The organism is Alterinioella nitratireducens, from assembly GCF_013155465.1.
Classification (GTDB): Bacteria; Pseudomonadota; Alphaproteobacteria; order Rhodobacterales; family Rhodobacteraceae; genus Alterinioella; species Alterinioella nitratireducens.
Genome location: NZ_JABJVX010000020.1, coordinates 1 through 20,858 on the forward strand (window position 1 = coordinate 1; position 20,858 = coordinate 20,858).

A 20,858-nucleotide genomic window follows, 5' to 3' on the forward strand; every position below is an offset into this window, starting at 1 on the left:
CATGCCGGATACGTTTGTGCAGACTGATTACGCCGTCACCCAATCGTCGCTTGCAACCGGGGCGGGCCATACGTTTTTTCGTTGAAACTGCTTCAACGGCGTGGGCGGTTTCCGTAGGGTCAGGTTCGTGAGTATTTGTGCCAAGAAGATGATGGACCCGCGTGGCGGCCCCTCTCGGGGCGCTGGCGCGTTAACCTTAATGGGGGGTGAACGGGATGATTACGCTGGACCAGGCACGGGGGATCGTGGCGGGCGCGCGCGCGAAGGGCCGCGAGATGGGGCTGAAGCCGCTGAGTGTCGCGGTGCTGGATGCGGGCGGGCATCTTCTGGCCTTCGAGCGCGAGGATGGGGCCGCGCCGGGGCGCTTCGAGATCGCGCGGGGCAAGGCCTATGGCGCGGTCATGCTGGGGATGCCGGGATCGGTGCAGATGGCGCGGGCCGAGGAACAGGGCTATTTCATCGCGGCGGTGAATGGCGCGCTTGGCGGCAAGATGATCCCGGTGCCGGGGGGCGTGCTGGTCAAGGACGCGGATGGCGCGGTGGTCGGCGCGGTCGGCGTGACCGGCGACAGCTCGGAGAATGACGCGGCGGCGGCGCTGGCGGGGATCGGTCTGGCGGGGTATGCGGGCGCCGCCTGAAGGCGGGTGCATCTGGTCAGGCGCGACCGGGCCTTGTATAGCTTTGAAACCCGGATGCAAGAGAGGTTTCGATGGCGCGCCCCCTGATCGGTATTATCGGCAACCAGTATCTGCTGAACGACCAGTATCCGACCCATGCGGGCGGGCAGATGAACTCGGAAGCGATTGCCGAGGTCTCGGATTGTGTGCCCCTCGTGATCCCCGCCGATCCGCGCTACGCCAGCACGGGTGAGCTCTTGGAAACCTTCGACGGGTTCCTCTTCACCGGCGGCCGGCCCAATGTCCACCCGGAGGAATATGGCGAGGACGAGACCGAGGCGCATGGCGCGTTCGACCGGAGCCGCGATGCCGTCAGCCTGCCGCTGGTGCGCGCCTGTGTCGAGCGGGGGCAGCCCTTCCTGGGCATTTGCCGGGGGTTCCAGGAGGTCAATGTCGCCATGGGCGGCTCGCTCTACCCCGAGATCCGCGACCTGCCGGGGCGGATGAACCACCGGATGCCGCCCGATGGCACGCTGGAGGAGAAGTTTGCCCTGCGCCATATCGTCAAGTTCTCGGACGGCGGGCCGTTTCACCGCCTGATGGGCGCGCGCGAGGTGATGACCAACACGCTGCACGGGCAGGGCATCAAGACGCCGGGCGCGCGGGTGGTGATTGATGGCCATGCCGAGGATGGCACGCCCGAGGCGGTCTATATCGCGGATGCGCCGGGATTTACGCTGTCGGTGCAGTGGCACCCGGAATATCGCGCGGCGCAGGATCCGGTCTCGCGGCCCCTGTTCAAGGGCTTGGGGCAGGCGGCGCGGGCCTGGGCGGATGGGCGCCGCGCGCTGTCGGTGCGGGATGTAGCCTAACGGTTTGGCGTCAGGTCTTTTGATGCCAGAAGCGCGGCGGCACCGATCATCAGCGCGCCGCAGATCCGGTTGATCATCCCGAGCGAGAGACGCTTGAGCAGGGTCACCGCGCGGCTGCCGGTCCAGCCCCAGAGGATCAGGATCGCCCCGTCGACGACCAGGTAGGTCAGGCCGAGGATCAGGAGCTGCGGCAGAACGGGGCGCGCGGGGTCGATGAATTGCGGGAAGAGCGCGCCGAAGAAGACCACCGCGAAGGGATTGGCCATCGAGGTGATGAAACCTTGCCGGAAGAGGCGTGTGCCCGCACTGGCAGGGTTCGGGAGGCGCTCTGCGCGCAGGATCAGTTGCAGCCCGATCCAGGCCAGGTAGGCGACGCCGAGCCACTTGATCCACAGGAAGGCGCTGGCCGAACTGGCGATGATCGCGGCGAGGCCGAAGGCGGCGGCGGTCATCTGCAGCATGTTGGCGCTGAGGTCGCCCGCCACGGTCAAGAGGCTGCGGCCAAGCCCGTGGCGGATGCTGTTCGAGATGATCAGAAGCTGGCTGCTGTCGGGTGGCGTGGCGAAGAAGACCGCCACCGCGGCGAGATAGATCAAATATGTGTCGAGGGGCATGGGGGTGGACCGCCTTTCACGCCCCGAGCCTAGGGCGCGCGGGCGATTTGCGTCAAGGGACAGGCGGGCTCAGTCCTCCGGCGCGATCAGGCGAATCTCTCCGGCCTCCTCCTGCGCGCGGATGGCGGTGACGACCTCGGCCATCGCGGCCTCGCCCTCGGCGCCGCGGATGGTGCCGCGCGCCTCGGCGTCTTCGCGCAATTGTTCGGCCATGCGCTTGGACATGTTCTCCAGCAGGAACTCGACCGCGACGGGGGCGGCCTGCATCGCGGCGGCCAGCGCCAGCACGGTGGTCTCGGGATCGACGGCGCGCATGACGCGGGGCACGTCCTTGGCCTCGACCCGTTTGGGGATATGCTCGAAGGTGAAGATGGCGCGGCGGACATGGCCCGCGAAGACCTCATCGCGCGTATCCAGCCCGTCCAGCACCTTTTCGCGGGTGGTCGCGGTGGCGGCGTTCAGGATCGCGCCGACGCGATCCGCCGGGTTGCCGTCGAAGGCGGGGGCGGATCTGGCGCTCAATTCGCCGAGCAGCTGGTCGCCGACGCGGGCGATTGTGGCGGGATCGACCGCGCCGGTCAGCGAGACGGCATGGGCCACGATATGGGCGCGATCCTCGGGCAGGTCGGAGAGCAGGACGGCGGCCTTCGAGACCGGCAGCTTGGCCAGCAGGATGGCGCAGATCTCGGCGCTTTCGCGGGTGACGAGGGGGCGGAGCTGGTCGGCCTCCATCCCCGCCAGCTTGCGCCAGGGATCGGGGGGGCCTTCGGCCTCGGCGCGATCGGTCAGGCGCTGGCGGGTGTCCTGCGACAGGTGCTCGCCGATCATCTCCAGCGCGCCGGCCATGTCGCCCGGAAAGGTCAGGCCGAGATTGTCCAGCCTCTGCGCGAATTCCTGCGCCACGGCGGCCAGGGTGCGCCGGTCGACGGGCGCGAGGCTTGCCATGCGTTCGACCAGCCGTTCCTGTTGCCGGGGACTGAGCCCGGTCAGGCGCGGCGCGGCCCCTTCCGAGATCAGGAGCCGCACGATCACGGCGGCCTTTTCGGCGTTGGTCAAGTGCCGGACGGGCAGCGCCGTGCCCTCCGGGTCCATCAATTCCTGCGTCAGCCCCATCGTGCTGCACCCCCACATCTCTCGTATTACCCCATGGATCAGCATCGGGAGCGCGGGTTAAGGGAGGGTTTCCCGCCGCGGGCCGAATGCGGCGGGTTTGGTTCAAATTTGGCGCGGATGCGCGCGGATCTAGAGCCCCGCGCCCTCGTCGGCCCCGATCATCAGGTTGAGGTTCTGCACGGCGGTGCCGGACGCGCCCTTGCCGAGATTGTCCAGCGTCGCGGTCAGGGTCCAGATGCCGGCCGTGTCGTCGCCATGGACCGAGATCAGCATCCGGTTCGACCCGTTCACGGCCTGCGGATCGAGGCGGTCGGGGGCGGGCGTCACCTCGACAAAGCGGGCCTCGGCATAGAAGGCGCGCATCGCCTCCTCGAGGGTGTCGCGGGTGACATCGCCGTTCACGCCCGCGCGGTGCAGGTGCAGTTGCACCACCATGCCTTGCGCGAAATTGCCGACGGCGGGCTGGAAGGCGGGCTGCACGGTGAGGGTGGCGTAGCGCATGATTTCCGGCACATGCTTGTGGCTCTGGCCCAGGGCGTAGAGGAAATGGGCGGGCGCGGTGCCTGCGTCATATTCGGCGATCAGGGCCTTGCCACCGCCGGTATAGCCCGACACGCCGGTCAGTGTCGCGGCATATTCAGGCGGCAGGATCCCGGCATCGCGCAGGGGCCGGACCAGCGCGATCGAGCCGGTGGCGTAGCAGCCGACATTGGCCACGCGCGTGGCACCCGCGATGGCCTCGCGTTGTCCTGGCAGTTCGGGCATCCCGTAGGTCCAGCCGGGCGCGATCCGATGCGCGGTGGAGGCGTCGATGATGCGCGTGTCGCCCGCAAGCGTCACCGCCTCGCGCGCGGCGTCATCGGGCAGGCAGAGGATGGCGATGTCGGCCTGCGTGAAGGCCTCGGCGCGGGCGTCGGCGTCCTTGCGGCGGGCCGGATCGACCGAGATGAGGTCCACATCCGCGCGCCCATCCAGCCGCTCGCGGATTTGCAGGCCGGTGGTGCCGGCCTCGCCGTCGATGAATACCTTGGCCACCATGGCAGGAGGCTCCTTTGTCAGTGAAGATAGAGGGGAGGGCGCAGGCAGGGGTCAGGCGCGTCGTCGGCGACGCGCAGTCAGGCGGAGCGAGTGATCAAGACCGGTCGGCATGGCATATTCCGTTGAGCCCCCGTTGCGCAGGGGTCAGGCACCGCCCTAGCAGGTCGGGCGCGCCTTGGCAATTCCGCGCGCGGGGCGCAGCGCTCGGTCGACCGAGCGCGGGTGCGGTCCGAGGCAGGGTCGCAAGGCCCGCAAGGCGCGGCGCATCCCGGTCCGGTTCCCGTCACCCGTCGCCGAACACCCGCGCGAAGATCGTGTCGACATGCTTGGTGTGATAGCCGAGGTCGAATTTCTCGTTGATCTCGTCTTCCGACAGCGCCGCGCGCACCTCCTCGTCGGCCAGCAATTCCTCGCGAAAGTCAGTGCGGTGATCCCAGACCTTCATCGCGTTCCTCTGCACCAGCCGATAGGCATCCTCGCGGCTGACACCGGCCTGCGTCAGCGCCAGCAGGACGCGCTGCGACATCACCAGGCCCGGAAACTTGTTCATGTTTTCCAGCATGTTATCCGGATAGACCAGCAGCTTTTCGATCACGCCGGTCAGCCGCGACAGGGCGAAATCCAGCGTGATCGTGGTGTCGGGGCCGATATTGCGCTCGACCGAGGAATGGGAGATGTCGCGCTCGTGCCAGAGGGCCACGTTCTCCATCGCCGGGATCACCGCCATGCGCACCAGCCGCGCCAGCCCGGTCAGGTTCTCCGTCAGCACCGGGTTCTTCTTGTGCGGCATGGCGGAGGAGCCCTTTTGCCCCATCGAGAAGAACTCGGCCGCCTCCAGCACCTCGGTGCGCTGCATGTGGCGGATCTCGGTGGCGATGTTCTCGATGCTGCTGGCGATCACGCCCAAAGTGGCGAAGAAGGCGGCGTGGCGGTCGCGGGGGATGACTTGCGTGGAGATCGGCTCGGGCTCAAGGCCGAGCTTCTCGCAGACATGGGTTTCGACCGCAGGGTCGATATTGGCGAAGGTGCCGACCGCGCCGGAAATCGCGCCGGTCGCCACCTCGGCGCGGGCGCTGCGCATCCGGGTCAGGTTACGGTCCATCTCGGCGTAGAAGCGGGCGAAGGTCAGCCCCATCGTGGTCGGTTCGGCATGGATGCCGTGCGACCGCCCGATGCGGATGGTCATCTTGTGTTCCATCGCGCGGGTCTTGAGCGCGGCGAGAAGCCCCTCCAGATCGGCAATGAGGATGTCGGCGGCGCGCACAAGCTGGACGTTGAAACAGGTGTCCAGCACGTCCGAGGAGGTCATGCCCTGATGCACGAAGCGCGCCTCGTCGGCTCCGACATGTTCCGCCAGATGGGTCAGGAAGGCGATCACGTCATGCTTGGTCACGGCCTCGATCTCGTCGATCCGGGCCGTGTCGAACTCCACATCGCGCGCCTTCCACACGGCGTCGGCGTTTTCACGCGGGATCACGCCCAGATCGGCCATCGCGTCGCAGGCATGGGCCTCGATCTCGTACCAGATGCGGAACTTGGTCTCGGGCGACCAGATCTTGACCATCTCGGGGCGGGAATATCGGGGGATCATATCGGCGCTGCCTTGCTCTTGTGAGGGGGTTCGCGCCCTCTTACGGTGGGGTCGGGGGGATCACAAGGATGCGGGATGTCGCGGGAATGAAACTCTTGGCTGTCTTGATGATCTGGCTGGCGGCGGCGGGCGCGGCGCGGGCGGACTGGGTGCAGATCACGCGCGATGACGCGATCACGGCGGCGTTGAGCGAGGTCGAGATCCTCTATGACAGCGGCGCGTCGCAGCGGTTCCACGCCTCGGGGCGGACTTTCTACGACGATGCGCGGCCCAGTTGGGGCTATTGGCGCGCCGAGGGCGGGCAATATTGCAGCCAATGGCCGCCCTCGGATCACTGGGCCTGCTACGACCTTTTCACGGATGGGACCGGCGCGTTGCGCTTTGCCGGGTCGGCGGGGGACGCCTATATCGGCAGGCCGGTCGCCCCGTGAAGCTGGCTGATTTCAGAGGGCGATGGCGGCTGACCCGCCGGATCGACGATGCCCGCGCAGGCGTGGTGGGGCGGCTTGACGGGCAGGCCCTGTTCACGGTGGAGGCGCAGGGGTTGGTCCTGACCGAGACCGGCCTCTTGCGCTATGGCGATGGCCCCCCGATGCGGGCCGAGCGGCGCTATCTGTGGCGGGCGGAGGGGCGGGGGATCGCGGTTTTCTTCGACGATGGCCGACCATTTCACTGGTTCTCGGGCGCGGCGACAAAGGCCACGCATGACTGCCCGCCGGACCTCTACCGGGTGCGTTACGATTTCTCCGGCTGGCCAGACTGGCGCGCCATTTGGCACGTCACCGGCCCGCGCAAGGCGTTTGAGATGGTCAGCCACTATGCCCCCGATGCGCGGGACTCCACGCAAGTGTAGGAATGACACTTGAGGTTGAGTGGACACTCGCCTAGGCTGACCCCATCGCCATTTGACCCATCCAACAGCAGAGATTTTTCATGACCCGCATTCGTCTTGCCCTCAGCGCCGCCGCCCTCACGCTCACGCCTATCGGCGCCCTCGCGCAGGACGGGCTTCAATGGGGCGCGACGACCGAACTTGCCGCCGATCCGTTCCAATCCATCATCGTGCTGGCCCATGGCGTGCCCGAAACCGACAATGTGCAATTCCTCGCCCAATGCCAGATCGGCGCGGGCGGGCCCTACGCAGTGGTCCAGATCGCCGCCGATACCGCCGGGTTGCAGAACGGCGCCGCGACGGTGCTGTCCTTCACCGACGGGGCGGGGGCCGGAACCTCGGTCGAGGGCAGTATCATCGGGGTCGGGGCCGAGGTCGGCATCACCGGCGTCGAGATGGCGGTGGACCTGGGCAATGGCCTGTTCAACCTGATGCGGGTGCGCGACGTGTTGAGCTATGCGATCCCCGAAGGCCAGGGCGCGGAGATCGTGACGGCGGGCGTGGCCGAGCCGCTCAACCGGTTCCTGACCGCCTGTGCCGATCCCGCCCTGGGGGCCGCGCCGCAGCCTGGCGATGGCGTGACCTGCGACGCGGTGCAGGGCATGGCCTCGCTCAATGGCGAGGTCGGCCAGCGCATCACCTTCACCAATGGCACGGACGGATCGCGCGGGCTGATCTGGATGGATTACACCGGCAGCCCGGTCGAGATCGGATCGCTCAACCCCGGCGAGGCGATCACCATCGACACCTACCTGACGCATCCCTGGATGATCACGGACGGGCCGGGCAACTGTCTTGAGGCGATGCTGCCGCAGGCGGGGCAGGAGAGCTATGCCATCACCGCGCCGAACCGGAATTTCGGCAACGAATAAGGGCGCTCAGCCCCCTTTCATCAGCCGGTCGGCCTTCTTGCGCACCAGCACCGAGCGCAAATCGTGCATCGCCAGCAGCAGCCGGTCGGTCACATCCTCCAGATCCTCGTCGCTGGCGCGGCTCTGCGCCCAATGGGTGGTCAGGTTGAGGTAATCGACCGCGCGGTGGATGTCGTCGAGGTCGCGCTCGGCCAGCACCTCGCGGCGCTCCGTGATCCATTCTGTGATGACGGCCTTTTCCTCATCCGTCAGGACGTGGTCGCCATGCGCCCGCACGTTGCCGTTCTTGACGTTGATCGCGGCCAGTTCCGTCATCTCGATCCGGCGCTGGCGGTTCTGGGTGTCGACCCGGAAAAGCGCCGCGCCGTTCTCGCGGATGCGGAAGTAGTATTCTGGCAAGTCTGACATCTGCGCGCCTCGGGCTTTCGGTTTCCCGGTAATCTAAATCGTTTGAGGCTCCGATGGAAATAGTGGATCGTTTTTCGCGTTCGGCCCTGCACGGGACGAGGCAGAGAAAACCCATATATCTTGAACCTGAAACGATTGAGACCGCGCGCGGGCAGGTCAAAGACGTTCAGACCCGCCGCGCCACGATCAGGTGGCCGGGGGGCGATTTCGGGTAATTGCCGGTCTCAATGATCTCGAACCCGGCGGCTGTCACGGCGCGGTCCAGCCGGGCGGGCGAGAGGAAATGCACCTTTGGTGCGCGACCCGCAAGCCGCATCGCGCCGACCACCGGGCGCAGGAGCCCGAAAAGCCCGGTCAGGCAGGGCGTCTTGGAGATGAAAAGCCCGCCGGGTTTGACCAGATCGCGGATCCGCGCGATGTCGCGTTCCGGGTCGGGCAGGAGGTGGATCAGGTTGAACCCCGCGACCACGTCGAAGGGACCGGCGGGCAAGCTGCCCTCCAGCGAGGCGGTCAGGTGGGTGATGTTGGTCACGCTTTCCTCGGCCGCGCGGGTCCTGGCGATCGCGATCATGGCGGGCGAGATATCCGTCGCCGTCACCTCGGACACATGGGGTGCCAGCCGCCGCGCGGTGCCGCCCGTTCCGCAGCCCAGTTCCAGCAGGCGGTCGCTACCGGTCAGATGGCTGCGCACGCGGGCCAGACCGGCCTCGTAGGCGGCCATGTTGCCGATCGGGCGTTGGGAATATTTCGGGGCGGCGCGGTCCCAGAATCGGGCAGGGGTCATGGCGGTTTCTCCTTTGGGTGCCGGTCTCCTATCCCGAACGCGCATCAAGGGAAATTGCGCAAACCCATATTCATGATATGCATTCATGCATGGATTGGCGCAGCGTCAGCTATGACTGGAACCAGGTCCGCGCGTTTCTCGCGACGGTCGAGGAGGGCTCGCTTTCGGCTGCCGCCCGCGCGCTCGGGCTGACGCAGCCCACCCTTGGGCGGCAGGTGGCGGGGCTGGAGGCAGCCCTTGGCGTGACCCTCTTCGAGCGCATCGGCAAGACGCTGGTGCTGACCGCGCCGGGGATGGAGCTTCTGGAGCAGACCCGCGCCATGGGCGAGGCGGCCTCGCGGCTGTCGCTGGCGGCCACCGGCCAGAGCACGAGCATCGAGGGCCATGTGCGCATCTCGGCCAGCGACAGCTATGCCGCCCATATCCTGCCACCGATCCTGGTCGACCTCGCCCGCCGCGCGCCGGGGATCAATGTGGAGATCGTAGTGTCGAACCAGATCAGCGACCTGCGCCGCCGCGAGGCCGATATCGCCATCCGCCATGTGCGCCCCTCCGAGCCCGAGCTGATCGCGAAACTGATCCGCACGGCCCTTGCCCATTGCTATGCCGCGCCCGCCTATATCCGCCGCGTCGGCGCGCCCGCATCGCTGTCGGATGTGGCGGGGGCGCAGTTCATCGGCATCGACCAGAGCCCGCGCATGATCGACTATCTCGCCGCGCATGGGCTGCACCTGGCCCCCCGCCAGTTCCGCTATTTCAGCGAGAACACAGCCGTGGCCTGGGAGATGGTCCGGCAGGGCCTTGGCATCGGGCTGGCCTCCGAGGACATCGCGGCGCAGAGCGAGGAGGTGATCCGTGTGCTGCCCGATTTTCCACCCATTCCGGTGCCGATCTGGCTGGTCACGCATCGCGAGTTGCACACCAGCGCGCGGATCCGGCTGGTCTTTGATGTGTTGGCGGAGGGGTTGCGGTAGAGGGGGGCGTGGCGGGGTGCGGGATGGCGGCGCCCTACACGTGGCGCGCGCGGCGGGCTTTCGGGGTCGAATTGCTGCGCAATCCGACCGATGCGAGGGGCGTTGCCCCTCGCGCTCCCCAGGATATTTTCGGAACAAAGAAGGGGGTGGCCGGTCTAGCCGTTGCGCCGGCTCGTGAAGAGGCTCGCCTCCTCCGCCGCGCGCTTGATGGCACGGGCCTTGTTCTCGGTCTCTTCGAACTCGGCCTCGGGGTCGCTGTCATAGACCACGCCGCCGCCGGCCTGGATATAGAGCGTCTCGTCCTGCACCACCGCCGTGCGCAGCGCGATGCACATGTCCATGTCGCCGCCCGCGCTGAAATAGCCGACGCCGCCGCCATAGACGCCGCGCTTTTCCGGCTCGAGCTCGTCGATGATCTCCATTGCGCGGACCTTGGGCGCGCCCGAGACCGTGCCCGCGGGCATGCCCGCAAGCAGCGCCGAGAGGGCGTCGTGATCGTCGGACAGTTCCCCCACCACGTTGGAGACGATATGCATGACATGGCTGTAGCGCTCGACGATGAATTCCTCGGTCGGGCGCACGGTGCCGATCTTCGACACCCGGCCGGTGTCGTTGCGGCCCAGGTCGAGCAGCATCAGGTGCTCGGCCAGTTCCTTTTCGTCCGAGAGCAGATCGGCCTCCAGCGCGCGGTCTTCCTCGGGCGTGGCGCCGCGCTTGCGGGTTCCGGCGATGGGGCGGATCGTGACCTCGCCGCCGAAGACGCGCACCAGGATCTCGGGGCTGGCGCCCACCACCTGGAAGCCGCCGAAATTGAAGAAGAACATGAATGGCGAGGGGTTGGTGCGCCTGAGCGCGCGGTAGAGGGCGAAGGGCGGCTCGCGGAACTGCTGGCGCCACCGCTGCGAGGGCACCACCTGGAAGATGTCGCCCGCGCGGATGTACGCCTTGGCCTTCTCCACCGCCGCCAGGTAATCGGGCTTGGCGAAGTTGGAGACGGGCGCGCTGACCGGGGCGGCCTCGCCCATTTCGCGCGAGGTGCCGGAGGGTTGGCGTTCCAGGTCGCGCACCGCGTCCATCACCCGTTCGGCGGCCTGCGCATAGGCCGCGCGCGCCGACAGGCCCGACCGGTTCCACGCAGGCGAGACCACCGTCACCTCGCCCTTGACCCCGTCCAGCACCGCGATGACCGAGGGCCGCATCAGCACCGCGTCGGGCAGGCCGAGCGGGTCGGGGTTCACATCGGGCAGATGTTCCACCAGCCGGATCATGTCATAGCCGAGATAACCGAAGAGACCGGCGGCGGCGGCGGGCAGGTCCTCGGGCATGTCGATGGCGGATTCCGCCAAGAGCGACCGGATCGCGGTCAGCGGCGGCTCTTCACACGGCACGAACGCCTCGCCGTCAAAGCGCGCGTCGCGGTTCAACCGGCTCTCGTCGCCCCGGCATTCCCAGATCAGATCGGGTTTCAGGCCGATGATCGAATAGCGCCCGCGCACCTCGCCGCCGGTGACCGATTCGAGGATGAAGCTGTCGCGCCCCGCATCGGCCAGCTTCATCATCACCGAAACCGGCGTGTCCAGATCGGCGGCCAGACGGGTATAGACCAGCTGATTGCGCCCCTCGGCCCATCCGGCCTCGAACCTGTCGAATGCGGGGATCAGCGCCATGATGCCTCAGGGGAACTGCGCGTGGACCGCGTTGATCACGCCCTGGTCCAGCGAAATGCCGATCTCGGCCTGCAACGCCTGACCGTAAGCCTCGAAGAGGTCCTGCGCCATCGCCTGCGCGCCTTGCGCCTCGAACACGGCGCGCAGCGCGACGGTATCGGCGGCCCCTTCCGTGCCCGAGTTGATGCTGTCGAGCCGCGCGATCCAGGCCGAGCGGCTGGCCGGGATCACCACCAGGTCGCCCGGACCGTCCAACTGGTAGATCTGCGCCACAAGTGTCGGCGGCGCGTCGGGGATGAAATCGTTGCGGCGGATCAACTCCTCCTGCTGCAACTCCAGGTCCAGATCCTCCAGGCTGCCGCTTGTGGCCAATTGGGTGATCAGCGACTGCGCCCGGTCGGTCAGCCGCTCGCGCAGCTGCGTGTCGCGCCAGGCCTGGGTGACCTCATTCGTGATCTCGTCCAATGGCGGGACGCTGGCCGGGATCACCTCGTCGAGGCGCAACGCGAATTGCCCGCCATCGGACAGCGGCAGCAATTCGGGGAAGTCGGTCTCGGACACGGTCGCGGCGGCCTCGCGGAAATCGTCATAGGCGGCGATGCCGGTATCGGCCCCCTCGCGCCATGTGACGGTGTCCAGGACCATCCCGGTCTCCGCGGCCAGTTCCTCCAGCGTGGCGCCGCTGGCCAGGAGGTCGTCCATCTCCTCGACCATCGCGTCGATGGCGCGCCGCGCGGCGTCCTCGGCCAGTTCGTCGCGCAGGTCGTCCTGCGCTTCCTCGAAGGTGATTTCGCTTGCGTCCAGCACCGCGTTGACGCGGTAGAGGGCGGGGCCGAATGCACTTTCCAGCGGGCCGAAGATCTCACGCTCGGTATCGGCGAAGATCACCTCCGCGGCGGCATCCGAGATGTCATCGGCGCTGACCTCGCCCAGGTCGATATCCTCCAGCGTCAGGCCGCGTTCGGCGACCAGTATGTCGAAATCGGTTTCCCCGGCTTCCAGAGCGGCGATGGCGGAATTGGCCTCCTCCTCGCTCGTGAGGACCAGACGTTCCAGCAAGCGGCGCTCGGGCTGCACATATTGTGCGATGCGCTCGTCATAGAGCGCGCGCAGAGCCGTTTCATCCACCGACACGTCATCCATGATCATGTCCGGGGTGATCCAGGCATAGGTGATGGCGCGCGCCTCGGGGCGCTCGAACCGGGCCTGGTTCTCGTCGTAATAGGCCTGCAACTCCTCCTGCGTCGGCGCGGTGAGACCGGTGGCCAGATCGTCTTCGGTGACGCGGGCCAGCGTGAAGCTGCGGGTTTCGGTCTGGTAGGCCAACAGGGGCTCGATAAAGCCCGCTGGCATCTCCAGCCCGCCGACAACACCCGATTGCAGCAGCGAGCGTGAAATATCCTCGCGCACGGTTTCCTCAAATTCCTCGGTGGTGAAACCCTGCTGCTGCAACAGGAATTCATAGCCCGAGCGGTCGAAGGCGCCGCCCGGTCCCTGGAAGGCGGTGGTGTTGCGGATCTGGCGCGCGACCTCCTCGTCGCCGACCGAGACGCCCATCGCCTCGGCCTCATGCGTAAGGGCGGCGCGCGCGACCAGCCCGTCCAGCACCGCGCGGTCCAGCCCTGCCGCGCGCATTGCCGAGAGCGAGGTAAACTGCCCGCCCTCGGCGGCCTGGGCGCGCAGTTCGGCCTGCAAGGCGCGGGCATATTGCCGCGCGCTGATCGGGGCGGTGCCGACCCGGCCCACCTCGACCGCGCTGGTGCCGAAACTGCCGATGCCAAAGCCCGCCAGCCCGACCATCAGAAGGGCCAGGATGATCCAGACGATGATGTCCGAGGCTTTCTTGCCCGCGCGTTTCGCCATGGCGGTATTCTCCCTGTTATCCGCGCCCGTTGAGGCGCAGGTTTAGGGGCTTGGCGCAGGGGGGGCAAGGGGGCCTATGACGTGAGGTCTGACAATCGCGCGGCCAACTGCCCCAGCCCCGCCGCATCGGCATTGGCAAAGGCAAGGCGCAGGGTGGTTTCGGCCTGCCCCGATCCGCCCGCCTCGCGCGCGGGGCCGAACATGGTGCCGGGCAGGGCCAGCACGCCTGCCTCGCGCACAAGGCGCCGCGCGACCGCGTCCGAGGCTTGCGCGAAAGGATGGCGGACATAGGCGAAATAGGCGCCGCAGCCCTGCAAGTGCCAATCCGGCAGGCGCTGGAACGCGGCCTCCATCGCGGCGCGGCGGTCGAGGATTTCCAGCCGCTCGCCCGCCAGCCACTCGGTCAGATTGCGCACCCCCCAGAGCGCGCCGATCTGGCCGACCTGGGCGGGGCAGATCGCGACGCAATCGAGGAATTTCTCGGCCTCGCGCAGCCGCGCCTCGCTGGCGATGATCGCGCCGACGCGGTGGCCGGTCAGGCGGAAGGACTTGGAGAAGGAATAGAGCGTGATGACGGTCTCGTCCCAGTCGGGATCGCTCAGCAGGTCATGCGGGGGCCCGGTGACAGAGTGAAAATCGCGATAGGTCTCATCGACGATCAGCGCAATGCCGCGCCGCCTTGCCAGATCGCGGAAGGCCGCCATGACGGGGGCGGGATATTCGACGCCGCCGGGATTGTTGGGCGTGATCAGCACGATGGCGCGGGTGCGCGCGTCGATCAGCGCTTCGGCGGCCTCCGGGTCGGGGATGAGATCTTCGCCCGTGGCCAGCACCTGCGTCTCGATCCCCGTCATGTCCAGCCACATCTTGTGGTTGAAATACCACGGCGTCGGCAGGATCACGGCGTCGCCTGCCTGCGCCAGTGTCGCCATGACGGCGCAGAAGGCCTGGTTGCAGCCCGCTGTTATGGCGACCTGTCCCGCGTCAACCGCACCGCCATAATCCGCGCTCCATTTCGCCGCCAGTTCCGCGCGCAAGGCTTCCAGCCCCAGGACCGGCCCGTAAAGATGGCTCTCGTCTTGCTCCAGCAGCGCCTCGGCCATCGCGCGCCGCAGCCCTTCGGGCGGCGGATCGACCGGGGCGGCCTGGCTGAGATTCATCAAGGGCCGGTCGGCGGAAAACGTCACCCCCTCCAGCCAGCGCCGCGCCTCCATCACCGGCGGTGCGATCGTCTGCCCAAGCAACGGGTTGAGATTGCGCATACCCGTCTCCTTCTTTGTTCCGGAAATATCCCCGCCGGAGGCTGCGCCACAGATGTCAAAAGCGCAAGGCCAGCGATCTTGTCAGACCACTGGCCGCAGGCGCCAATCAAACGGATCGAGCGGCCGCGCAGCGGCCTCCGCTTGGCAACGGATCAGAACGGGATCTCGTCATCCATGTCCTTGCCGCCGCCATAGCCGCCGCCCTGATCACCGCCGCCGCGATCGTCGCCATAGCCGCCACCGCCGCCGCCATAGCCGCCCTGCGATCCGCCGCCGCCACCGCCGCCGCCGCCGTCACCGCGACCGTCCAGCATCACCAGCGTGCCGCCGAAGCCCTGCAGGACGACTTCTGTGGAATACCGGTCCGCGCCGCTTTGATCCTGCCACTTCCGGGTCTGCAACTGGCCCTCGATATAGACCTTGGAGCCCTTGCGGAGATACTGTTCCGCCACCCGCACCAGCCCCTCCTGGAAGATCGCGACCGAATGCCATTCGGTCTTTTCCCGCCGCTCGCCGGTGTTGCGGTCCTTCCACGTCTCCGAGGTCGCGATCCGCAGGTTGCAGACCTTGCCGCCGTTCTGGAAGCTGCGCGTTTCCGGGTCGCGGCCCAGATTTCCGATCAGAATGACCTTGTTGACCGAGCCTGCCATATGCGTATCCCCCGTTTCGATTCTCAATCCAGCATGTTCACGCCGTTAGATCATCCCGGTTTGGTTAAGAAAAGCCGAATCCGAGCCGGAAAAACGTCCCGCGCGGTGGCCTACTGGAAATGACAAGAAAAATCCGTATATTGCGCCGGAACCGGATGAGGGACGTCACATGCGACATTTCGGGATTGCCGCCGCGCTGCTTCTGACCCCCGCGCTTCCCGCCGCCGCGCAGGGCGTCGGGGCCGACAGGCTGGCGCGCTTCAGCGAGCAGCTTGAATTGCTCGACAGCCGCGCGGCCACGCAGTACGAGTATTCCGCCCGCCTGCAACCGGGCGCGGGCGGAGAGGAAGAGGACACCGCGATCCCGCGCTATACGGGGCGATATGCCGGCCCTTGGCTGGAGGTTGCCCGCGCCGCCGCGCGCCGCCATGGCCTCCCCGAGGATCTGTTCCTGCGCCTTGTGACCCAGGAAAGCGGCTGGAACCCCGCCGCGCTCTCCAGTGCCGGTGCGATCGGTCTCGCGCAGCTCATGCCCGATACCGCCGTGCTGCTCGGCGTCGACCCGCAGGACAGCCACGCCAATCTGGACGGCGGCGCGCGCTACCTGGCGCAGCAATACCGCCGCTTCGGCAACTGGCCCCATGCGCTGGCGGCCTATAATGCGGGGCCCGAGGCGGTGGTGGCCTATGGCGGCATCCCGCCCTTCGCCGAAACGCAGGCTTACGTGGTCGCCATCCTGGGCAGTTGACTTATTGATGACGCATGTCCGGGAAGCTCAAGACCGGTTCCCACTTTTGAGCGACATGCTTCACTCCAGCGTTTCCGCCCCCAGATCCACCAGCTTCCCCCGCATCGTGACGGCCTCGGGGCTGCCTGCCTCCAGCGCATAGACATAGGCATGCGTCAGGTAGAACCGCCGCGCGGTCAGTCCGCGCGCGCCCTCCGACGCCTCGGCATAGAGCGCGATCAGCGCCGCGCGGTTCTCCTCGGCATGGGCCGCCAGGAGCCGCGTGTCGAGATCAGTCTGCATCCCGCCCCTCCCGATGCGCGGCCAGCCTTTCGGCCACCCAGGCGTGGAACAGATGCGTCGGCCCGTCCATCGCGGGCGAAAACCGCCCGCCGTCGAAGCCGGGGGCCGCGCGGCCCTTCTGCATGCCTTCCACGACGACCACATCCTCTATGAACACGCCCTTCCAGAGGGCGGCGTTCTTGTGGCGCATCGCCTCGGGCGTGTCGGGCTGCGCGTAGTAGAGATGTACATGTTCCCGCGTGCGGTCATGCGCCACGGGTTCCAGCACGATGGCATAGCAATGGTCGCGCTGCGCGCCGAGCAGCAGGTTGGGATAGACCGCGACATATTCCGCGCCCTCGTCCCAGAACGAACTGAGCCCCTCGAAATCGGGAAACACTTCCTCCTCCTCGCCCTTCAGCTGGCGGTAGACATAGGTGCCTTGCCCCGAGAACTTGCCCGGCTCCTCGATGTGATAGTGATCCTCCAGCCGGGAATAGCTGTTCAGGCCCGGATGCACCCAGGGCAGGTGGTAGCTTTCGCAGTAATTCTCCACCGCCAGTTTCCAGTTGGTCTCGACCTCCAGCATGAAGCTGCTTTCCGGCCCGCCATGAAAGATCGGTTTTTCCACCTCTTTCCAGCGGGTTAGCAACGTCTCGTGCACCTCCTCGAAGGGCGGTGCATCGCCCGAGAGGTTGATGAAGACGACGTCACGCCAGATATGGCTGCGCACCTCGACCAGGCCCAATGTGGCGCGGTCCATTGCCGGGTGGCTGTTCTGCCCCGGCCCGCCGACATGCGGCGTCGAGACCAGCCGCCCGTCCTTGGCATAGCACCAGCTGTGATAGGGGCAGCGGATCGCGCCCTCGATCTTGCGCGGCTCGGAGACAAGGATCATGCCGCGGTGGCGGCAGATGTTCTGAAACACCCGCAACTGGCCGTCGCCGTCGCGCAGCAGAAGCAGCGGCTGGCCCAGGAATTCAAGGGGTTTGCAATCGCCGGGCTCGGGCACCTCCGCGCCGACCGACAGCGCGGCCCAGGTCGCCTCAAGCACCGCCGCGTTTTCCTCGGCGATGGTGGCGGGGTCGGTGTAATGCGCGTTCGGCAACCCGCGCGCCAGCTCGATCGGGGCCGAGACGGCGGAAAGGTAATCGGTCTGCTGATCCTTCGGCATGGCATCCTCCCCTCATGCGTGGATTGGGGGTGAGTCTAGCCATCGCCCGGGGGCCGGGCGCGCCTGTTCACGACTCTGACGGGGCGGAAATTGACACATGTGTCGAGAAATCTCCTGACAGATCTGTCGGATAGTCCTGACAGGTCTGTCCGCTTTTCGCCCGTTCAGTCGATCAGGAAGGTCACCGGCGCGTCCGGGGCAAGGTCGAGCCGTTTGCGCAACGCGGCGCGGGCGCGCGACAGGCGCGAGGTGACGGTGCCTTCACTCACGCGCAGCCGCCGTGCCATCTCGGCATAGCTGAGCCCCTCGACCGCGCGCAGGCGCAGAAGCTCGGCCTGGTCGGGGCTGAGGTCGTCGAGGGCGGCCAGCGTCTCGGCGCAGGCCAGGCGCGCAGGCGCTTCGGGCGCACTGGCGGGTTGGAGCGCCGCGCCCGCGTCGCTGTCCGACGAGACCGGCATCAACCAGGCCTCGGCGGCCAGCCGCGCGCCCCGGTCGCGGATGCGGTTGCGCAGGGCGGAAAAGGCGTAATGGCGCAATTCGTCGATCGGGTCCTGGCCGGGATCGGCCATGCGGCCCCAGAGGCGCAGGACGATATCCTGCACGAGGTCGTCGGCGGCCTCGCGGTCGCGGGTCAGGTAGCGCGCGACGCGGCGCAGGTCGGGCAAGAGGGCCTCGAGCTGGCGGGCCGCCTGGGGCGGGATGGGGCGCGTATGGGTCATGTTGGATCAAAGCCTTGAAAGTGCCGTGGGGCGCGGCGCCTTTGCAGGATGGGGCGCGGGGACGACTTGGCAATCTCCGTGCGCGGGGATGCACGGGAATGCGCGGGAATGGGCCGGGGTTTCTCCGCGATCGGCGAAGCCTTGCGCGTGGGGCGGGCCTGCGGCGGGCCATGGCGAAACCCCGCCGGCTGTGGCCCCCGCAAACCGGCGCATCGCCGCGCATGGGCGGGGCGCGGGCAGGCCCCCCGGAAGAAACCGCGCCGCCCCCGGTCCTGTTCTTGTGGATGCCGGGCGATCTCACTGACGGAGCACATCTGTTCCGGTCGCGCGGACATTCGACACTGCAAACTGGATGCGAAGGAGCAATCCCATGGAATTTACCACTCTCACCCGGACGGCGGGCCAGGTTCTGGCCGGATGCGCGCTTGGCGGGGCCCTGGTGGTGACCGCGGCGCTGGCGGCGGAACACGCAATGCTGGACACCGATGGTGACGGGATGGTCAGCTACGAGGAGCTCGTGGCCATGGCCCCCGAGATTACCGAGGACGAGTTCGCGGCGCTGGATACCGATGGCAGCGGCGGGCTGGACGAAGAGGAGCTGGCCGTCGCCCGAGAGGCCGGCCTGCTGCCGAGCGAGGGCTGACCCGACGCCCATTGTTGCAGCACGTGACCAACCCTGAACGCTGATCCCGCCCCACCGGCCAGACGGGGCGCGCATGGCCGGGAGGGATGGGGACAGCCGGTCACGCGGGAAGGGGCATCCGTCGGGGTGCCCCTTTTTCGCGGGCGGGCGCTCGGTCGATCGAGCGCGCCCCGCGTTACGAGAGCGTCGGCTGCTGCGCCCCGCGCGCCATAGCGGCCACCCCGGTGCGGGCCATGCGGACCTCGCCCAGGGGGCGCATCAGGTCGGTGAAGGCGTCGATCTTCTCGGGCGTGCCGGTCATCTCGAAAATGAAGCTTTCCAGCGTCGAATCGACCACGTTGGCGCGGAAGATCTCGGCGATGCGCAGCGCCTCGACGCGGGCCTCGCCCTTGCCCGAGACCTTGATCAGCGCCAGTTCGCGGCTGACATGCGGCCCCTCGACGGTCAGGTCCGAGACGCCATGCACCGGCACCATCCGCCCAAGCTGCATCTTGATCTGGTGGATCACGGCGGGCGTGCCCGAGGTGACGATGGTGATGCGGCTGCGGTGGCCCTCGTGATCGACCTCGGCCACGGTCAGGCTGTCGATATTGTAGCCCCGGCCCGAGAAGAGGCCGATGACACGGGCCAGCACGCCTGCCTCGTTGGTGACGAGAATGGCGAGCGTGTGGGTCTCGATCTCTTCCGACAGGTGACTGCGCAGGTCATAGGCGGAATGGCTGGTGGCGCCTTGTTCGATATTGAGGGGGGACATGGGGGCAGGGTCCTTTCGTGTCAGCCTTGCGGCGAATTGGAATGAAGGGGAACGCTACGCAGGGCGCGCAGGGTGAGGGCGCGCAGCGTGACGGCCAAAGTGAGCAGAAGGATGGGCGCGAAGACCATGCGCAGGGAAACCTCCACGCCGCTGAGGAACTGCACCAGGATCGCGGGGCCAAGCCCGAGCCACATCGCGGCCAGCAGCAGGAGGCCCGGCAGGTGGGTCAGGCTGAGCACGCGGGCGCGGATCAGGAAGAGGGCTGCCGGGGCCAGCAGGGCGGATTCGTAATACCACAGGTAGGGCTGCGACAGCAGGATCGCGATCAGAAGCGTCGCGGCGCGCAGATCGGCGCAGATGCGCGGGCTGGCCCAGGCCAGCGCCACGGCCAGCGCGGCAAGGGCGGTCACGCTCCATTGCAGGGCGAGGGCGAGGGGCTCGGACAGGCCAAGCCCCGCCAGCGCGGCATAGACGCTGATCATGCGCGCGTTTTCCGCCGCCGTGCCGCGCACGATGTCGAAATGGACCTGCATCATCTCGACCATCAGCGGCCAGTATCCGGGGCCGGTAACCAGCGTGGCGGCAAGGGCCAGCACAAGCGCGGTCAGGGTGGCCGAGGCGATGCAGCGCCAATGCCCGCCCGCGATCAGGGCGACCGGGATCAGAAGGCCCAGTTGCGGCTTGAGCGTCAGCAGGCCGATGAAGACCCCCGCCAGCACCGGGCGGCCCGAGGCAAGGCAGGCCAGCGCCGCCATCAGCCCCGCCGTCCAGAGCACCGCCGTCTGCCCCATCAGGAAGGAGGGCAGGTAGGCGGGCGCCAGCGCCAGCGCCAGCCAGAGCGGCAATATGCCTTGCGCCAGGGGCCGCGCGGCGGCCAGCATGGCGGCGGCGGAAAGCGCGGTGAAGACGGCCAGCGCCAGGGCGAAATGCAGGCCCCCGAGCGGCATCAGCGCCACCATGAAGGCGGGCGGGTAGGCCCAGGGCATCCAGCCCTCGCCGCTGGTGCCGTGCATGGCCGCCAGGCGCGCGGTGTCGAAGGCCTCCAGCGGCGCATCGAGAAGCGCCAGGCGCGCGGCGGCCCAGAAGATGCGGAAGTCGAGCGAGATCGAGGTGGCGCCATTGGCGGCCAGTTCCAGCCAGCCGAAGGCGACCCACCCGACGATGATCACCGCGACCAGCGCCGGGACCAGCGTGCCCGCCTGCCAGCCGCGCCGCGTGGTCATCGGGGCCAGGGCGGGCGCGGGCAGGTGGGGCGGGAGAGGGGTGGTCATGTGTCCGAAGCCTTGCAGTCGCCTTGGCCGCGCGTCCTGTCGGGACCGGGGGTGTCGGCATCCTGTCTCAA

At 67.7% G+C, this 20,858-nt stretch carries 23 protein-coding genes; 8 read left to right on the forward strand and 15 right to left on the reverse strand.

What is annotated here, in order from left to right; all coding sequences use genetic code 11:
* Positions 1-215: 215 nt before the first annotated feature.
* Together HNS34_RS18665 and HNS34_RS18670 are read left to right on the forward strand one after the other, a co-directional pair.
* Entirely contained in the window at positions 216-638 is a 423-nt protein-coding gene (locus tag HNS34_RS18665; protein ID WP_172321613.1) for a GlcG/HbpS family heme-binding protein, read from the forward strand.
* 71 nt (positions 639-709) lie between these two features.
* Positions 710-1,489: a gamma-glutamyl-gamma-aminobutyrate hydrolase family protein gene (locus HNS34_RS18670; protein WP_172321614.1), complete on the forward strand. Its 780-nt coding sequence runs from the start codon at positions 710-712 to the stop codon at positions 1,487-1,489.
* On the opposite strand, the gene HNS34_RS18675 is transcribed toward HNS34_RS18670, so the two are convergent.
* The 4 genes from HNS34_RS18675 to purB all read right to left on the reverse strand — a co-directional run bounded on the left by HNS34_RS18675 (position 1,486) and on the right by purB (position 5,845).
* A complete protein-coding gene (locus HNS34_RS18675; RefSeq protein WP_172321615.1) occupies positions 1,486-2,103 on the reverse strand; it encodes a LysE family translocator in 618 nt (205 codons plus the stop codon). The two genes, HNS34_RS18670 and HNS34_RS18675, sit on opposite strands and share 4 nt — an antisense overlap.
* A gap of 69 nt (positions 2,104-2,172) precedes the next feature.
* Positions 2,173-3,261 (reverse strand): FliG C-terminal domain-containing protein, encoded by a 1,089-nt coding sequence (locus HNS34_RS18680; RefSeq protein ID WP_172321616.1) that lies wholly within the window; start codon positions 3,259-3,261, stop codon positions 2,173-2,175.
* A gap of 84 nt (positions 3,262-3,345) precedes the next feature.
* Positions 3,346-4,254, reverse strand: coding sequence for an N-acetyl-gamma-glutamyl-phosphate reductase (gene argC, locus HNS34_RS18685; protein ID WP_172321617.1), 909 nt, complete (start codon positions 4,252-4,254; stop codon positions 3,346-3,348).
* Between the two features lie 283 nt (positions 4,255-4,537).
* Entirely contained in the window at positions 4,538-5,845 is a 1,308-nt protein-coding gene (purB, locus tag HNS34_RS18690) for an adenylosuccinate lyase (protein WP_172321618.1), read from the reverse strand.
* Between the two features lie 86 nt (positions 5,846-5,931).
* On the opposite strand from purB, the gene HNS34_RS18695 reads away from it, so the two are divergent.
* From HNS34_RS18695 to HNS34_RS18705, 3 genes are all read left to right on the forward strand, one after another.
* Complete coding sequence (locus HNS34_RS18695; RefSeq protein ID WP_172321619.1) at positions 5,932-6,276, forward strand: hypothetical protein; 345 nt, start codon at positions 5,932-5,934, stop codon at positions 6,274-6,276.
* Positions 6,273-6,698: a DUF6314 family protein gene (locus HNS34_RS18700; RefSeq protein WP_172321620.1), complete on the forward strand. Its 426-nt coding sequence runs from the start codon at positions 6,273-6,275 to the stop codon at positions 6,696-6,698. Before HNS34_RS18695 ends, HNS34_RS18700 begins: the two co-directional genes overlap by 4 nt.
* Positions 6,699-6,778: 80 nt before the next feature.
* Entirely contained in the window at positions 6,779-7,609 is an 831-nt protein-coding gene (locus HNS34_RS18705; protein WP_172321621.1) for a VHL beta domain-containing protein, read from the forward strand.
* A 6-nt stretch (positions 7,610-7,615) separates the two neighbouring features.
* Here the strand turns inward: HNS34_RS18705 and HNS34_RS18710 are convergent, their stop codons facing one another.
* Both HNS34_RS18710 and HNS34_RS18715 read right to left on the reverse strand, forming a co-directional pair.
* Entirely contained in the window at positions 7,616-8,017 is a 402-nt protein-coding gene (locus tag HNS34_RS18710; RefSeq protein WP_172321622.1) for a hypothetical protein, read from the reverse strand.
* A 166-nt stretch (positions 8,018-8,183) separates the two neighbouring features.
* Positions 8,184-8,801, reverse strand: a complete 618-nt coding sequence (locus HNS34_RS18715; RefSeq protein WP_172321623.1) for a class I SAM-dependent methyltransferase — start codon at positions 8,799-8,801, stop codon at positions 8,184-8,186.
* A gap of 89 nt (positions 8,802-8,890) precedes the next feature.
* On the opposite strand from HNS34_RS18715, the gene HNS34_RS18720 reads away from it, so the two are divergent.
* Positions 8,891-9,775 carry a LysR family transcriptional regulator gene (locus HNS34_RS18720; protein ID WP_172321624.1) on the forward strand — a complete coding sequence of 295 codons (885 nt, stop codon included), beginning with the start codon at positions 8,891-8,893 and terminating at the stop codon, positions 9,773-9,775.
* 155 nt (positions 9,776-9,930) lie between these two features.
* On the opposite strand, the gene trpE is transcribed toward HNS34_RS18720, so the two are convergent.
* From trpE to ssb, 4 genes are all read right to left on the reverse strand, one after another.
* Positions 9,931-11,442, reverse strand: a complete 1,512-nt coding sequence (trpE, locus tag HNS34_RS18725; protein ID WP_172321625.1) for an anthranilate synthase component I — start codon at positions 11,440-11,442, stop codon at positions 9,931-9,933.
* Positions 11,443-11,448: 6 nt separating this feature from the next.
* Complete coding sequence (locus HNS34_RS18730; RefSeq protein WP_172321626.1) at positions 11,449-13,305, reverse strand: SurA N-terminal domain-containing protein; 1,857 nt, start codon at positions 13,303-13,305, stop codon at positions 11,449-11,451.
* A 74-nt stretch (positions 13,306-13,379) separates the two neighbouring features.
* On the reverse strand, positions 13,380-14,567 hold the full coding sequence (locus HNS34_RS18735) for an aminotransferase (RefSeq protein WP_172321627.1): 1,188 nt from the start codon (positions 14,565-14,567) through the stop codon (positions 13,380-13,382).
* A gap of 152 nt (positions 14,568-14,719) precedes the next feature.
* The gene (gene ssb / locus HNS34_RS18740; protein WP_172321628.1) at positions 14,720-15,217 is read right to left on the reverse strand and encodes a single-stranded DNA-binding protein; all 498 of its coding nucleotides are present in this window, start codon (positions 15,215-15,217) and stop codon (positions 14,720-14,722) included.
* 169 nt (positions 15,218-15,386) lie between these two features.
* Between ssb and HNS34_RS18745 the strand changes: the two genes are divergently transcribed.
* A complete protein-coding gene (locus tag HNS34_RS18745) occupies positions 15,387-15,965 on the forward strand; it encodes a lytic transglycosylase domain-containing protein (RefSeq protein WP_172321629.1) in 579 nt (192 codons plus the stop codon).
* Between the two features lie 60 nt (positions 15,966-16,025).
* Here the strand turns inward: HNS34_RS18745 and HNS34_RS18750 are convergent, their stop codons facing one another.
* The 3 genes from HNS34_RS18750 to HNS34_RS18760 form a co-directional block, all read right to left on the reverse strand.
* Positions 16,026-16,247 carry a hypothetical protein gene (locus HNS34_RS18750; RefSeq protein ID WP_172321630.1) on the reverse strand — a complete coding sequence of 74 codons (222 nt, stop codon included), beginning with the start codon at positions 16,245-16,247 and terminating at the stop codon, positions 16,026-16,028.
* Positions 16,237-17,400, reverse strand: coding sequence for an aromatic ring-hydroxylating oxygenase subunit alpha (locus tag HNS34_RS18755; protein ID WP_172321631.1), 1,164 nt, complete (start codon positions 17,398-17,400; stop codon positions 16,237-16,239). Before HNS34_RS18755 ends, HNS34_RS18750 begins: the two co-directional genes overlap by 11 nt.
* Positions 17,401-17,564: 164 nt before the next feature.
* Positions 17,565-18,119, reverse strand: coding sequence for an RNA polymerase sigma factor (locus HNS34_RS18760; RefSeq protein ID WP_172321632.1), 555 nt, complete (start codon positions 18,117-18,119; stop codon positions 17,565-17,567).
* Positions 18,120-18,489: 370 nt separating this feature from the next.
* Here HNS34_RS18760 and HNS34_RS18765 point away from each other — a divergent pair, with 370 nt between their 5' ends.
* Positions 18,490-18,762, forward strand: a complete 273-nt coding sequence (locus tag HNS34_RS18765) for an EF-hand domain-containing protein (protein ID WP_172321633.1) — start codon at positions 18,490-18,492, stop codon at positions 18,760-18,762.
* Between the two features lie 175 nt (positions 18,763-18,937).
* On the opposite strand, the gene ilvN is transcribed toward HNS34_RS18765, so the two are convergent.
* Both ilvN and HNS34_RS18775 read right to left on the reverse strand, forming a co-directional pair.
* On the reverse strand, positions 18,938-19,516 hold the full coding sequence (gene ilvN / locus HNS34_RS18770) for an acetolactate synthase small subunit (RefSeq protein WP_172321634.1): 579 nt from the start codon (positions 19,514-19,516) through the stop codon (positions 18,938-18,940).
* 20 nt (positions 19,517-19,536) lie between these two features.
* Positions 19,537-20,787: a glycosyltransferase family 87 protein gene (locus tag HNS34_RS18775; protein ID WP_172321635.1), complete on the reverse strand. Its 1,251-nt coding sequence runs from the start codon at positions 20,785-20,787 to the stop codon at positions 19,537-19,539.
* Between the last annotated feature and the right edge of the window lie 71 nt (positions 20,788-20,858).

Coding starts and splice junctions, on each gene's coding strand:
- HNS34_RS18665 (WP_172321613.1), top strand. CDS start 216: ATGATTACGCTGGACCAGGCACGGGGGATCGTGGCGGGCGCGCGCGCG.
- HNS34_RS18670 (WP_172321614.1), top strand. CDS start 710: ATGGCGCGCCCCCTGATCGGTATTATCGGCAACCAGTATCTGCTGAAC.
- HNS34_RS18675 (WP_172321615.1), bottom strand. CDS start 2,103: ATGCCCCTCGACACATATTTGATCTATCTCGCCGCGGTGGCGGTCTTC.
- HNS34_RS18680 (WP_172321616.1), bottom strand. CDS start 3,261: ATGCTGATCCATGGGGTAATACGAGAGATGTGGGGGTGCAGCACGATG.
- argC (WP_172321617.1), bottom strand. CDS start 4,254: ATGGTGGCCAAGGTATTCATCGACGGCGAGGCCGGCACCACCGGCCTG.
- purB (WP_172321618.1), bottom strand. CDS start 5,845: ATGATCCCCCGATATTCCCGCCCCGAGATGGTCAAGATCTGGTCGCCC.
- HNS34_RS18695 (WP_172321619.1), top strand. CDS start 5,932: ATGAAACTCTTGGCTGTCTTGATGATCTGGCTGGCGGCGGCGGGCGCG.
- HNS34_RS18705 (WP_172321621.1), top strand. CDS start 6,779: ATGACCCGCATTCGTCTTGCCCTCAGCGCCGCCGCCCTCACGCTCACG.
- HNS34_RS18710 (WP_172321622.1), bottom strand. CDS start 8,017: ATGTCAGACTTGCCAGAATACTACTTCCGCATCCGCGAGAACGGCGCG.
- HNS34_RS18715 (WP_172321623.1), bottom strand. CDS start 8,801: ATGACCCCTGCCCGATTCTGGGACCGCGCCGCCCCGAAATATTCCCAA.
- HNS34_RS18720 (WP_172321624.1), top strand. CDS start 8,891: ATGGATTGGCGCAGCGTCAGCTATGACTGGAACCAGGTCCGCGCGTTT.
- trpE (WP_172321625.1), bottom strand. CDS start 11,442: ATGGCGCTGATCCCCGCATTCGACAGGTTCGAGGCCGGATGGGCCGAG.
- HNS34_RS18730 (WP_172321626.1), bottom strand. CDS start 13,305: ATGGCGAAACGCGCGGGCAAGAAAGCCTCGGACATCATCGTCTGGATC.
- HNS34_RS18735 (WP_172321627.1), bottom strand. CDS start 14,567: ATGCGCAATCTCAACCCGTTGCTTGGGCAGACGATCGCACCGCCGGTG.
- ssb (WP_172321628.1), bottom strand. CDS start 15,217: ATGGCAGGCTCGGTCAACAAGGTCATTCTGATCGGAAATCTGGGCCGC.
- HNS34_RS18745 (WP_172321629.1), top strand. CDS start 15,387: ATGCGACATTTCGGGATTGCCGCCGCGCTGCTTCTGACCCCCGCGCTT.
- HNS34_RS18750 (WP_172321630.1), bottom strand. CDS start 16,247: ATGCAGACTGATCTCGACACGCGGCTCCTGGCGGCCCATGCCGAGGAG.
- HNS34_RS18755 (WP_172321631.1), bottom strand. CDS start 17,400: ATGCCGAAGGATCAGCAGACCGATTACCTTTCCGCCGTCTCGGCCCCG.
- HNS34_RS18760 (WP_172321632.1), bottom strand. CDS start 18,119: ATGACCCATACGCGCCCCATCCCGCCCCAGGCGGCCCGCCAGCTCGAG.
- HNS34_RS18765 (WP_172321633.1), top strand. CDS start 18,490: ATGGAATTTACCACTCTCACCCGGACGGCGGGCCAGGTTCTGGCCGGA.
- ilvN (WP_172321634.1), bottom strand. CDS start 19,516: ATGTCCCCCCTCAATATCGAACAAGGCGCCACCAGCCATTCCGCCTAT.
- HNS34_RS18775 (WP_172321635.1), bottom strand. CDS start 20,787: ATGACCACCCCTCTCCCGCCCCACCTGCCCGCGCCCGCCCTGGCCCCG.